Annotated in this window: 12 protein-coding genes; 5 read left to right on the top strand and 7 right to left on the bottom strand. The window is 68.2% G+C overall.

The genetic code is table 11. The annotated features are described in order from the left end of the window. Positions 1-65: 65 nt before the first annotated feature. The gene (locus ROJ8625_RS21455; RefSeq protein WP_268794690.1) at positions 66-191 is read left to right on the top strand and encodes a hypothetical protein; all 126 of its coding nucleotides are present in this window, start codon (positions 66-68) and stop codon (positions 189-191) included. Positions 192-375: 184 nt separating this feature from the next. On the opposite strand, the gene ROJ8625_RS10140 is transcribed toward ROJ8625_RS21455, so the two are convergent. Then, entirely contained in the window at positions 376-828 is a 453-nt protein-coding gene (locus ROJ8625_RS10140; protein ID WP_085791760.1) for an iron-sulfur cluster assembly scaffold protein, read from the bottom strand. 67 nt (positions 829-895) lie between these two features. Here ROJ8625_RS10140 and hisI point away from each other — a divergent pair, with 67 nt between their 5' ends. Beyond that, positions 896-1,258 carry a phosphoribosyl-AMP cyclohydrolase gene (gene hisI / locus ROJ8625_RS10135; protein WP_085791759.1) on the top strand — a complete coding sequence of 121 codons (363 nt, stop codon included), beginning with the start codon at positions 896-898 and terminating at the stop codon, positions 1,256-1,258. A 3-nt stretch (positions 1,259-1,261) separates the two neighbouring features. Here hisI and gluQRS read toward each other — a convergent pair whose 3' ends face one another. Genes gluQRS through ROJ8625_RS10115 form a run of 4 tightly spaced genes read right to left on the bottom strand, consistent with a single transcriptional unit; the run spans position 1,262 to position 4,612 of the window. Then, positions 1,262-2,131, bottom strand: coding sequence for a tRNA glutamyl-Q(34) synthetase GluQRS (gene gluQRS / locus ROJ8625_RS10130; protein ID WP_085791758.1), 870 nt, complete (start codon positions 2,129-2,131; stop codon positions 1,262-1,264). Positions 2,132-2,139: 8 nt separating this feature from the next. Beyond that, positions 2,140-2,346 carry a hypothetical protein gene (locus ROJ8625_RS10125; RefSeq protein ID WP_085791757.1) on the bottom strand — a complete coding sequence of 69 codons (207 nt, stop codon included), beginning with the start codon at positions 2,344-2,346 and terminating at the stop codon, positions 2,140-2,142. 4 nt (positions 2,347-2,350) lie between these two features. After that, entirely contained in the window at positions 2,351-3,715 is a 1,365-nt protein-coding gene (gene trmFO, locus ROJ8625_RS10120; RefSeq protein WP_085791756.1) for a methylenetetrahydrofolate--tRNA-(uracil(54)-C(5))-methyltransferase (FADH(2)-oxidizing) TrmFO, read from the bottom strand. 51 nt (positions 3,716-3,766) lie between these two features. Continuing rightward, positions 3,767-4,612, bottom strand: coding sequence for an enoyl-CoA hydratase (locus ROJ8625_RS10115; protein ID WP_268794689.1), 846 nt, complete (start codon positions 4,610-4,612; stop codon positions 3,767-3,769). Here ROJ8625_RS10115 and ROJ8625_RS10110 point away from each other — a divergent pair. Continuing rightward, on the top strand, positions 4,611-5,033 hold the full coding sequence (locus ROJ8625_RS10110; protein ID WP_085791754.1) for a PaaI family thioesterase: 423 nt from the start codon (positions 4,611-4,613) through the stop codon (positions 5,031-5,033). The two genes, ROJ8625_RS10115 and ROJ8625_RS10110, sit on opposite strands and share 2 nt — an antisense overlap. Positions 5,034-5,240: 207 nt before the next feature. On the opposite strand, the gene ROJ8625_RS10105 is transcribed toward ROJ8625_RS10110, so the two are convergent. Continuing rightward, the gene (locus tag ROJ8625_RS10105) at positions 5,241-6,155 is read right to left on the bottom strand and encodes an endonuclease/exonuclease/phosphatase family protein (protein WP_085791753.1); all 915 of its coding nucleotides are present in this window, start codon (positions 6,153-6,155) and stop codon (positions 5,241-5,243) included. Between the two features lie 210 nt (positions 6,156-6,365). After that, a complete protein-coding gene (locus ROJ8625_RS10100; protein WP_085791752.1) occupies positions 6,366-7,271 on the bottom strand; it encodes a LysR family transcriptional regulator in 906 nt (301 codons plus the stop codon). A gap of 165 nt (positions 7,272-7,436) precedes the next feature. On the opposite strand from ROJ8625_RS10100, the gene ROJ8625_RS10095 reads away from it, so the two are divergent. Then, a complete protein-coding gene (locus ROJ8625_RS10095; RefSeq protein WP_085791751.1) occupies positions 7,437-10,859 on the top strand; it encodes an indolepyruvate ferredoxin oxidoreductase family protein in 3,423 nt (1,140 codons plus the stop codon). 208 nt (positions 10,860-11,067) lie between these two features. After that, complete coding sequence (locus ROJ8625_RS10090; RefSeq protein WP_085791750.1) at positions 11,068-11,961, top strand: lysophospholipid acyltransferase family protein; 894 nt, start codon at positions 11,068-11,070, stop codon at positions 11,959-11,961. The last annotated feature ends 24 nt before the right edge of the window (positions 11,962-11,985 follow it).

Here is an 11,985-nt window from a genome sequence, read left to right as displayed (position 1 = left end):
TCGCGAATGTTCTTAAAAAGTTCTTTACCGACTCGCCTCGATGTGAGAACAAAGTGGCAACCCAGATGGTGGAGGTTCCCATGTTCGACCGGATCAAGATCGCACTGCGCCACCCCGACGCCATGGTCGCGCAGGATGCGCTCGGCGCTGCGGCGCTTGGCGTCATGCTTGTCGCCGCGCTTCACGTCTGACGTTCTTCGTTTCTGCCTGCGTCGCTTGTGCCCGGTAATTGCCGCGCGTGCCCTATCGCGCCCGGCTCGGTCTCTTCGGATTGTCCCCCGCTGGACCCTGCTGCCGGAACTGCCTCGAGACGCTCCTGACCGCCGCCTTCGTGTCCCGCGAAGCGCGGCGGTTTTTTTGCGGGGTACCCGCGCGTCAGGCGCTCTGCCGTGCCTCGGCCTCGGACGCCGCCTCGGTCGCGGCGTCGAGCGCGAGCAGGATCGAGGCATGGCGGTTCTTGTACTCCTGCGCCGGACGAAGAACCTCCAGGTCGTCGAAGGGGGCCGGAGGGGTGGGGCCGTCGGATTTCAGCATCCCGCGCAGCGCATCGCGGGCCGCGGCGATCTCGTCGGGCGTGCGTCCGACAATGTTATGGCCGACAACGGCGGCGGCCGCCTGGCCGAGTGCGCAGGCCTTCACATCTTGCCCGTACGCGCTGACCCGCCCGTCGGCAAGCCGCAGGTCGACCGTTACGGTCGATCCGCAGAGTGGCGAGCGCTTCTTGACCGTCGCGTCAGGCGCGTCGAGCCGCGCGGTATGGGGAATGTCGGCCGCCAGCGCGAGGATGCGCTGCGAGTAGAGCTTGATGAGTTCGCTGTCGCCGGCCATGGCTTCCTCTTTCGCAGTGTTGCCTCTAGATAGGCACGGCCGTTCGCCAAGCAAAAGGAAAACTGCCGTGAGTTTCGATCCCGACGCGCTTTGCTACGACGACCGGGGACTGGTGCCGGTCATCGCGCAGGATGCCGAGGACGGCACCGTCCTGATGCTGGCCTGGATGACCGCGGAGGCCGTGCGCCGCACGCTCGACACCGGTCGTGTGACCTACTGGTCGCGCTCGCGGCAGGCGTTCTGGGTCAAGGGCGAGACGTCGGGACATGTGCAGGAGCTGGTCGAGATGCGCGTCGATTGCGACAGCGACTGCCTGCTGGTGCTCGTCCGGCAGACCGGCCCGGCCTGCCACACCAACCGGCGCAGTTGTTTCTACACCGCGGTGCGCGACGGCGTCGCGGTCGAGATCATCACGCCCGAAGGCACCTAAGCCTCAAGCCGCAGGCCCCTGATTTGCAATGGGAAGATCGACCATCCGCCTGATGTCGTCCGGCGTCGCGCCGTCGTTGCGATAGCGCGCAATCGCACGCGCGTCGTCGCGCTTGGCCAGCCGCTTTCCGTCCGCGTCGCGGATCAGCCGGTGATGGTGATACCGCGGGGTGGGCAGGTCGAGCAGCCGCTGCAGCACGACGTGGATCGGCGTGGCCTCCAAGAGATCCTCGCCGCGCACGACATCTGTGATGTCCTGCGCCGCGTCATCGACCACGACCGAGAGATGATACGACGTGCCCATCTCGCGCCGCGACAACACCACGTCGCCGACCGCATTCATCATGTGGTCCGGTCCGACCACGCACCGGCCGCGATAATGGTCCGCGAAGAAAAGTTCATCGGTCTCAATGCAATCGAGCGCCCGCCTCATGTCGAGGCGCAGCGCGGTCGTGCTTGGCAGCGGGCCGTCCCGCGACGCGCTGTCGCGGCAGGTGCCCGGATAGATCAGGCCGTCGGGGCCGACAGGCGGCGTACCTTCCTGAGGCGCATCCAGCGCGTGGAGAATGTCGCGCCGTCGGCATGTGCACGGGTAGAGAAGACCCAGCGACCAGAGCTTCCGAAGGGCCGCGCGATACTGCGGGAGCCGTTCGGACTGTCGCCAGACCGGACGGTCCCACGACAGTCCGAGCCACGCCAGATCATCGTGGATCGCGGTCTCCCACTCCGCCCGCGCGCGGCCCTGATCGATATCCTCGATCCGCAGGACGAAGGTGCCCTCCGCCGCGCGGGCGAGATCGTACGCGAGAATGGCCGAATAGGCGTGGCCGAGGTGGAGCGGCCCCGTGGGCGAGGGCGCGAAGCGCGTCCGCACGGCGCCGGTCAGTCGTCGCGCAGACGTCGCACCCGGCGTTCCTCGCCGGACTGGTAGATCAGGATCCAGGCGAGAATGATGAACATCGGGTGCGTCAGACCGCCGGAAAAGATGATCGCCGGGACCCAGATCACGAACGTGACGATCGAGGTCAGGATGCGACCGGCCAGCAGGATGGACAGCGGCGGCAAGAAAAGGGCGAGGACATAGTTCATTGGATCACTCCGCGGCGGCTGCGGCCGGCGCCTGTGTCGCCAGCCAATCCGTCCACGCGGCCTTGGCGCGGTCGGTATAGGCCTTGTAGCGCTCGCGCCGGCCCTTGCGGCCGCCGCGCAGGCCCTCGAGCGGCCGGAACAGCCCGAAATTGACATTCATCGGCTGGAAGGTCTTGGCCTCCGCGCCGCCGGTGATGTGGTGGACGAGCGCCCCGTGCGCGCTGTCCTGCGGCACCGGAGCGAGCGAGCCGCCGCCCATCTCGGCCGCCGCGAGGCGCCCGGCGAGCAGGCCCATGGCGGCGGACTCGACGTAGCCTTCCACGCCCGTGATCTGGCCGGCGAAGCGAATGTTGGGCCTCGACCGCAACCGCATCCGGTCGTCGAGCAGCGTCGGCGCATTGAGGAACGTGTTGCGATGGATGCCGCCGAGGCGCGCGAACCGCGCGTTCTCGAGCCCGGGGATCATGCGCAGGACCTCGGTCTGGGCGCCGTATTTCATCTTGGTCTGGAAGCCCACGATGTTGAACAATGTGCCGAGCGCATTGTCGCGGCGGAGCTGCACGACGGCGTACGGCTTTTCCTCCGGCTTGTGCGGATTGGTCAGGCCGACCGGCTTCATCGGGCCGTGGCGGAGCGTTTCGCGCCCGCGCTCGGCCATCACCTCGACCGGCAGGCAGCCGTCGAAATAGCCTGCGGTCTCGCCCTCGTGGAACTCGGTCTTGTCGGCGGCGAGAAGCGCATCGACGAAGGCCTCGTAGGTCGCGCGGTCCATCGGGCAGTTGAGGTAGGCGCGACGCTCGTCCTCGGTCTCTCCCTTGTCGTAGCGCGACTGCATCCAGGCCTGCGACATGTCGATCGATTCGGCGTAGACGATGGGGGCGATCGCGTCGAAGAATGCGAGCGCCTCGCTGCCCGTCTCGCGCGCGATGGCCGCGCCCAGGGCCTCTGAGGTCAGCGGGCCGGTGGCGAAGATCCACTGGCCCTCGTCAGGTAACTCGGTGACTTCCTCATGGCTCACCCGCACATTGGGATGCGCGCGCAGGGCCCCCGTGATGTCCTCGGCGAAGGGCTCGCGATCGACGGCAAGCGCACCGCCGGCGGGCAGGCGGTGCCGATCGGCAGTCGTCATGACGAGACCGTCCGCCGCGCGCATCTCCCAGTGTAGGAGCCCGACGGCGTTCTGCTCGTCATCGTCCGAGCGGAACGAGTTGGAACAGACCATCTCGCCGAGATTGCCGGTCTTGTGCGCAAAGGTCCCGCGCTGCGGACGCATCTCGTGCAGCACGACGGACACGCCATGGCGTGCGGCCTGCCACGCGGCCTCGGACCCGGCCATGCCGCCGCCGACGATGTGAAGCTCTTCTGTCATGGCGCCGAGATAGGGGTTCGGGGCGCGCTTGTCATCCGCCGGCGTGACCGATCATTGCGACCATTTCGGATCGCGCTTCTCGAGAAATGCCGCGATGCCCTCGTTGGTGCCGTCGTTCATCATGTTCTCGACCATGACCTCGCGCGTGTAATCGTAGGCGTCGGCCAGCGACATCTCGCCCTGGCGGTAGAACGCGCTCTTGCCGATCCGTACCGCGCTGCCGAGCTTGCCGGCGACGGTGTCGGCCAGTTCCGCGGACGCGGACTCGAGCTCGGCGGCGGGCACGACGCGATTGACGAGGCCAATCTCTCTCGCGCGCGTCGCGTCGGCGAAGCCGCCGGTCACCAGCATCTCGAAGGCGTGCTTGGCCGGCACGTTCCGCGAGAGCGCCACCATCGGCGTCGAGCAGAAAAGTCCGATATTCACGCCGTTCACGCCGAACCGCGCCTCCTCGGCGGCGACGGCGAGGTCGCAGGTCGCGACGAGTTGGCAACCCGCCGCCGCGGCGACGCCGTGAACCCGCGCGATCACCGGCTGGGGCAGGGCGCGCAGCCGCTGCATCACGGTGGCGCAGCGGTCGAAAAGGTCGGCAAAGGCGGCGCGGCCGTCATCGGGCGCCTGTCGCGCCGCCTGCATCTCGCGCAGATCGTGCCCGGCACAGAACGCCCGCCCCGCGCCGCCGAGCGTGACGACGCGGATCTCCCTGGCGGTCTCCAGCGCGTCGCATTCGGCCAGAAGCGCGGCCAGCATGTCGTCGGAGAGCGCGTTCAGGCGGTCGGGGTCATTCAGCGTCAGGCTCCGTACCGCGCCCGTATCGTGGCGTAACACCAGGCTCATCTTGTCCTCCCTCGTCTCTCGCGGCAGCGTAGCGGGCGCGCAAAGGGAGGCAAGCGGCATGGAGATCAAGATCGGCGCGGCGGAGATGATGCCGTTTCTGGAGGAGGTCTTTCCGCAGGTGAAGGGCATGTTCGGGCTCGACCGGCTCGACGCCGACCTGCTTGTCATGCGGCTGTTCGCGGACGAGCGCCACCTGCGCCCGGGTGGCACGGTGTCAGGCCCTGCGATGTTCGGGCTCGCCGACGTGTCGGCCTACGTGGCGACGATGGCGCGGATCGGGCGCGAGGCGCTCGCGGTGACGACGAATTGTTCGATCGACTTCATGCGCAAGCCGATCGCCGGGGCCGACGTGCTCTGCGAGTGCCGCGTGCTGAAGCTCGGGCGGGCGCTGTCGGTCTGCGACGCGCTGTTGTTTTCCGAAGGCATGGACGCGCCCGTCGCGCGCGCCTCGCTGACCTATTCGTTGCCGCCGGCGCGCTGATACGGCGCGACGGCGCGCGGCGGGATGGCCCGGAGCGAGGGGCCAGCCCCTCGCGCTCCCCGGAGTATTTCGGCCAAGAAGAAGCTGTGGGGTCGGGATGCGCGGGGCCTGGAGGCGTGGCGCGCCGAGGGCGGCGACGGGGCTCTGGGCGTCGCGCCGGTCGGTCCCGCTGCGCGATGCGGCCGGACACCGGGCGGGCCTGGTGCGTCAGGGGGTGGCGCGCAGGCGGTAGTCGGCGACCACGGGATAGTGGTCGGAGGGCCAGTCGCCGGCGAAGCGGCGGCGCAGGACGACGGGATCGGTGACCCTTTCGAAGCGGTCGCTGGCGGCGATATGGTCGATCGCGCCGAAGAGATTGATCCCGAGATCGAAGTGAAAGGTGGCGCCGTCGATCGGGGCGAAGTCGAGCCCGGCCTCGGCAAGGATGTCGAGCGTCGGCGCCCCGGCGCGCGCGTTCAGGTCGCCCATCAGCAGCACGGGCTGTCCGTCGTCGATCCAGGGAGCGATGCGTCGGGCCACCAGTCTCGCGGATTTCAGGCGGTTCTCTCCGCTGCCGGCGTCGAAATGCACGTTGACGACGCGAAAGGCGCGGCCGGCGGGATCGACGAACTCGGCCCACGAGGCGAAGGCCGGGTAGGAGCCGTCGAAGGTGCGCGAGTAGATCGTGTCGGGCATGTCGGAGAAGAAGAACCAGCCCTGGTCGCGCAGCTCGAGACGGTCGGGGCGGTAGAAGATCGGCTGGGTCGAGGGAAAGCGCCGCCACGGGCCGATGGCAGCGGCGGCGTAGCCGGGATTGGCGTCCAGCAGGTGGCTGCGCGCGAGGTTGCGCGCATCGCTGTTGCCGCCCTCGAAGGTTTCCATCTCCTGAAAGGCGACGAGATCCGCGCCGGTCGCCTTCAGCGCGGCGTCGAGTGCGGGCGCGCGCGCCTCCCAGTCGCCGACCGACCACCGTCCGGTGGCCCGGCGCCCCCAGATGTAGTGGACGTTGTGGGTGGCGACGCGGATCGCGCCATCTTGCGCGGGCGGCAGACCGGGATCGCCGGAATGGGCTATATGCAACGCACAGGCGACAAGCGCCGGCACCGCGAGACAGAGTGCGAGGAGCCGGCGCACCCGCCTCATGGCGTGGCCCGGGACGCGGCGCCAGCGGCGCCAAAAAAAAGGCCGAGCACAAAGCTCGGCCGTAGTCCAACAGGGAGGTATGAAGATGACGCGCCGATGAGCGCCCCATCGTTCAAGAGCACAATTAGGCATCGCTTCCGAGTCGAGCAAGTCAAAGCGCCGCGGCGTGGTGACATTGCCGATATGCGTATCGTGCAAGTCACACCCGGATCACTCCGCGCCCATGAGCTTTCGGCTGGTGCGGTGGGCCACGATCTCTTCCTGGACGAAGTCGCGGAACGCGGCGATGCGCTTGGACTGGCGCAACTCTTCCGGGTAGGCGAGGAAGACCGGGACCTCGTTGCTCTCGATCTCGGGCAGGACCCGCACGACCGACGGGAAATCCTCGATGATGTAGTCGGGTAGTACGCCGATCCCGAGATTCGAGATCACCGCCTGCAACACGCCGAAGTAGTTGTTGACCGTCAGCGTGCCGTGGATGTCGTGGGTGAGCAGCGTCTGCACCAGCTGCAGGCCCGCGGTGACCTGTGCCGAGCGCGGGTTCTGGCAGATCAGCCGGTGCGTGGCCAGTTCATCGAGGGTGTGCGGCGTTCCGAACCGGTCGAGGTAGCCCGGCGCCGCGTAGAGGCGCATGCGCACCGACATCAGGCGCTTGCGGATGAGATCGGCCTGGCTCGGCTCCTTCATACGGATCGCCACGTCGGCTTCGCGCATTGGCAGATCGAGGACGCGCTCCTCCAGCATCAGGTCGATGTTGAGCTCGGGATGCTTGTCGTAGAGCTTCTGCAGGCGGGGGGCCAGCCAGAGCGAACCGAACCCGGTCGTGGTCGTCACGCGCAACTCGCCGAAGACCTCCTCCTCGCTGTCGTGGATGCGCGCGGTGGCCGCGTCGATGCGTTTCACCATCGCCGAGGTCGCATCGAACAGCAGCTCACCCTGTTCGGTGAGAATCAGTCCGCGGGCATGGCGGTGGAACAGGGTGGTGTTCAGGCTCTCCTCGAGGGCGCGGATCTGGCGGGAGACCGCCGATTGCGACAGGTGGAGTGCATCGCCGGCATGGGTGAGCGAGCCGGCATCGGCCACAGCATGAAAGATTCTGAGCTTGTCCCAATCCATCGGATCAACTTTCGATCATTCCGAGCAGCACTACCCGAAATTATGAACACTTTGGAAAAGATCTATGCCGCAGCGCAGCGAGACCAGCAAAAATTCCTGTCAGGGTCAGCTATTTTGACCTAGATTCGGGGCATAGCACGATCATTGAGCGACGGGAGGCGCGAGATGACCACGCAGACGATTTCCCTGAACGATCGGTTCGATATCGGCAAGGACCATGTCCTGCTGAACGGCACGCAGGCGCTGGTGCGGCTGATGCTCATGCAGCGCGCGCGAGACGCCGCGGCCGGGCTCGACACAGCCGGATACGTGACCGGCTACCGCGGCTCTCCGCTCGGGGCGGTCGACCTTCAGATGGCGCGTGCGGCAAAATGGCTCGAGGCCGCGAACGTCCTGTTCCACGGCGGATTGAACGAGGATCTGGCGGCGACACAGCTCTGGGGCTCGCAGCAGGCCGAATTGCGCGGCGAGGGGCGCCACGATGGCGTGTTCGGGCTCTGGTACGGCAAGGGGCCGGGCGTCGATCGCTCGGGCGACGTCATCCGGCACGCCAACATGGCGGGAACCTCGCGCCACGGCGGCGTGCTGATGGCGATGGGCGACGATCATACCGGCGAGTCGTCGACCGTGCTGCACCAGTCCGAATGGGCGCTGGTCGATGCGTACATGCCGATCGTCAGCCCGGCCGGTGTGCAGGAGATTCTCGACTACGGTATCTACGGCTATGCGCTGTCGCGCTACTCGGGGCTCTGGGTCGGGCTGAAGACGATGAAGGACACCGTCGAGGCGACCGCCGTGGTCGATGGCCGCCCCGACCGCATGCACCTCGGGGATCCGTCGCACTTCGACATGCCCGACGGCGGGCTCAACATCCGGCTCGGAGACACGCCGCACGCGCAGGAAGCGCGCATGATCGACTACAAGCGCTACGCGGCCGAGGCATTCAGCCACGCCAACGGCATGGATCGTCGGGTGTGGGGCCGGCCGGGCGCGCAGATCGGCTTCGTTGCCGCGGGCAAGAACTGGCTCGACCTGACGCACGCGCTGTCGCTTCTCGGGATCGACGAGGATGAGGCGGTTCGGCTCGGCCTGACCACCTACAAGGTTGGACAGACCTTCCCGCTCGACATGCAGGGGTTTCACGACTGGGCCGAAGGGCTCGACCTGATCGTCATCGTCGAGGAAAAACGCAAGTTGATCGAGGTCCAGGTCAAGGAGGCGCTGTTCGACGACCGCCGCGGCCGCCGCGTCTACGGCTGGTACAAGGGCGGCGCGGGCGGCATGCACCGCGAGGAACTGTTTCCGACGCGCGGCGCGCTCGATCCGGTCTGGATCGCCGAGAAGCTCGGCGACATCCTGATCGAGGAGGGTCGCGGCACCGACGCGATCAAGGCCGGCCTCACCACTCTGGCCGAGGCGCGCCGCTCCGACAACGCGGAAGAGATCGCCGCGCGGCTGCCCTATTACTGCGCGGGCTGCCCGCACAACACCTCCACCAAGGTGCCAGAAGGCTCGCGCGCCTATGCCGGGATCGGCTGCCACTACATGGTGCAGTGGATGGACCGGAACACCACCGGCTTCACGCACATGGGCGGCGAGGGCGCGAACTGGATCGGCGAGGCGCCGTTCTCCACCACGCCGCACGTGTTCCAGAACCTCGGCGACGGAACATACAACCATTCGGGCGTGCAGGCGATCCGCGCGGCTCTCGCGGCCGGCACGAACATCACGTACAAGATCCTCTACAACGACGCCGTCGCCATGACCGGCGGGCAAAAGAACGAGGGCGGGCTGACACCCGACCAGATCGCGCGCGAGCTCGAGGCGATGGGCGTGGCCCGCATCGAGGTCGTGTACGACGAGAAGGAGGAGCCCGAGCGCGCGGACTTCCCGAAATCCGTCGGCTGGCACCCCCGCGCCGAGATGGACGCCGTCCAGAAGACGCTGCGCGAGGTCTCGGGCGTGACCGCGATCATCTACGTCCAGACCTGCGCGGCCGAGAAGCGCCGGCGGCGCAAGCGCGGTGCGTTTCCCGATCCGGATACGCGGGTCTTCATCAACAGCGATGTCTGCGAGGGCTGCGGGGATTGCGGCGTGCAGTCGAACTGCGTCGCGATCGCGCCGAAGGAGACCGAGTTCGGCCGCAAGCGCGAGATCGACCAGTCCGCCTGCAACAAGGATTTTTCCTGCCTCAACGGGTTCTGCCCCTCGTTCGTGACCCTCGAGGGGGCGCAGCCCAAGTCGGGCGCGACGACGGACTTGGACCTGCCGGACCTGCCGGCCCCCGAGATCCCGGCCATCGACAAGACCTGGAACGTGATCGTCACCGGCGTTGGTGGCACCGGCGTGGTCACCGTGGGTGCGGTGATGGCGCAGGCGGCACAGATCGCCGGCATGGGCGCTGGCATGATGGAGATGGCCGGCCTCGCGCAGAAGGGCGGCGCCGTGCATATCCATCTGCGGCTGGCGCAGGCGCCGGACGACATCAGCGCGGTGCGTGTCGCCACCGGCGAGGCCGATGCGCTGATCGGCGGCGACCTCGTGGTCAGCGCCGGTGCGAAGACGCTGGGTCTCTGCGCCACCGGGCGCACCGGCGCGGTGGTCAACAGCCACGAAACGCCGACCGGCGCCTTCACCCGCGACCCCGAGTTCGCCCTGCCGGGCGACCGGCTGCGGCTGGCGCTGGAGCGTCGGATGCGCGATCGTCTCGACCTCTTCGATGCCTCGGCACTGGCGCGCGTGACGATGGGCGATTCGATCTTCTCCAACATCATGCTGCTGGGCGCGGCATGGCAGCGCGGCCTCGTGCCGCTGCCGCACGACGCGCTGATGCAGGCGATCGCGCTGAACGGCGCGGCGGTCGAGCGCAACGCGCGGGCCTTCGCCATCGGTCGCTGGGCGGTGCTGCATCCCGACGAGGCCGCGCGCCTCATGACGCCGAACGTGGTCGATAAGCCGAAGACGCTCGCAGAGCGGATCGAGGCGCGCGCGGCTCATCTCACCCAGTACCAGGGGCGCCGGCTGGCCCGGCGCTACCGCGCCCGGCTCGAGCGCATCGAAGACGAGCGGCTGCGCGAAGCGGTGGCGCTGGGCTACCACAAGCTCCTGACCTACAAGGACGAATACGAGGTCGCGCGGCTGCATCTGGAGACCCGGCGCAAGGTCGCGGAAACCTTCGACGGCAGCCCGCGGATGACATTCCACCTCGCGCCGCCGGTCCTGTCGGGCACGGATCCCGACGGACGCCCGAAGAAACGCCGCTTCGGCGAGGGGATCCTGCGCGGCTTCGGTCTTCTCGCGCGGCTGAAATGGCTCCGGGGCACGCCCCTCGATCCATTCGGGCGGAGTGAGGAGCGCCGGATGGAGCGGGCGCTCATCAGGCAGTACGAGGCCGACATGGACGCTTGGCTGCCGCAGGACGGACCCGGCACGCGCGAGGCGCTCGTGGCCTTGGCCGAACTGCCGCTTTCGATCCGCGGCTTCGGCCCGGTAAAGGCCGCGAACGCCGCGACGGCCGAGAAGCGCCGCGAGGAGATCCTCGCCAGCCTGCGCACCGGCGGCGGCGAGCTGGCCCGCGCGGCCGAGTGATCCCGGACCGCGGCGCACCCTGTGCGCCGCGGCCGTGGCGCATCGATCACATCGTCACGAGGCCCGCGGGGGCGACTGGACCGCTCCGGCCGATCCTCTGTATGGACGGATCTCCAGCTGCGCGCAGCGCGCGGCCGTGTTTACTCAACCGTCACACCCCTGTTGCATTCAGGCGGAACCGCGACGCGCCAGAGGGAGGCCCGCCCCGATGACCGACACCCGTCAGGTCGCCCGGGACATCTCGTATTCCTACTCCGCCCAGACGCGGGGCGGCCGCGCCATCATTCGGCTGATGGAGAACGCCACCGGACGCATGGGGCTCATCCGCCGCGCGCGCGGCTACGAGCGCGAGGTCGCGCAGGGCCGCGATTTCTGGGAGGTCATGGTCGAACGCTACGGTCTGCGGCTCGACGTGGTCGCCGGTGCGCTGACCGACATCCCGGCAGAGGGGCCACTCGTCGTCGTCGCCAACCATCCCTACGGCATCCTCGACGGGCTGATTCTGGGGCACCTGCTGTCGGTGACGCGCGGCGATTTCCGCATCCTCGCGCATCGCGTCTTCCGCAAGGCCGAGGATCTCGACAAGGTCATCCTGCCGATCAACTTCGACGAGACCCGCGAGGCGATCGAGCAGAATCTCGAGACCCGCAAGGAGGCGCTGCGCTATCTCGGGGCGGGGGGCGCGATCGGCATCTTTCCCGGCGGCACTGTCTCGACCGCGGCCCGGCCCTTCCGCCGCCCGATGGATCCCGGCTGGCGCAGCTTCACCGCGCGCATGATCGCGAAATCCGGCGCGACGGTGGTGCCGATCTACTTCGACGGCCACAATTCGCGCCTGTTCCAGCTCGCCAGCCATCTGCATTACACGCTCCGCATGGGCTTGCTCATCCGCGAGTTCGGCCGCCGGGTGGACAAACCGGTGCGCCTCGTCATCGGCCGGCCGATCCCGCCCGAGGAGATCGGCCCGCGCGCCCGCGACGCGCGGGAATTGATGGAGTTTCTCCGCGTCTCGACCTACGGCTTGTCGCCAACGCCGCTCGCATCGCTCGACACCGGGTTCGAGTTCGAGGTCAAGAAGCGCGCGGCGACCATCAAGGACTAGGCGCCGCGTCGGTCCGGCGCGCGG

Source organism: Roseivivax jejudonensis (genome assembly GCF_900172265.1).
GTDB lineage: Bacteria > Pseudomonadota > Alphaproteobacteria > Rhodobacterales > Rhodobacteraceae > Roseivivax > Roseivivax jejudonensis.
Note: the sequence above shows the minus strand (reverse complement) of the source record. Positions and strands in the feature narration are given on the sequence as shown.

Excerpts from the sequence above, each read along its gene's own strand:
- trmFO (WP_085791756.1), bottom strand. The coding sequence starts at position 3,715 with ATGACAGAAGAGCTTCACATCGTCGGCGGCGGCATGGCCGGGTCCGAG.
- ROJ8625_RS10100 (WP_085791752.1), bottom strand. The coding sequence starts at position 7,271 with ATGGATTGGGACAAGCTCAGAATCTTTCATGCTGTGGCCGATGCCGGC.
- ROJ8625_RS10110 (WP_085791754.1), top strand. The coding sequence starts at position 4,611 with ATGGAGATCAAGATCGGCGCGGCGGAGATGATGCCGTTTCTGGAGGAG.
- ROJ8625_RS10125 (WP_085791757.1), bottom strand. The coding sequence starts at position 2,346 with ATGAACTATGTCCTCGCCCTTTTCTTGCCGCCGCTGTCCATCCTGCTG.
- ROJ8625_RS10105 (WP_085791753.1), bottom strand. The coding sequence starts at position 6,155 with ATGAGGCGGGTGCGCCGGCTCCTCGCACTCTGTCTCGCGGTGCCGGCG.
- ROJ8625_RS21455 (WP_268794690.1), top strand. The coding sequence starts at position 66 with ATGGTGGAGGTTCCCATGTTCGACCGGATCAAGATCGCACTGCGCCAC.
- ROJ8625_RS10140 (WP_085791760.1), bottom strand. The coding sequence starts at position 828 with ATGGCCGGCGACAGCGAACTCATCAAGCTCTACTCGCAGCGCATCCTC.
- ROJ8625_RS10095 (WP_085791751.1), top strand. The coding sequence starts at position 7,437 with ATGACCACGCAGACGATTTCCCTGAACGATCGGTTCGATATCGGCAAG.
- ROJ8625_RS10115 (WP_268794689.1), bottom strand. The coding sequence starts at position 4,612 with ATGCCGCTTGCCTCCCTTTGCGCGCCCGCTACGCTGCCGCGAGAGACG.
- ROJ8625_RS10090 (WP_085791750.1), top strand. The coding sequence starts at position 11,068 with ATGACCGACACCCGTCAGGTCGCCCGGGACATCTCGTATTCCTACTCC.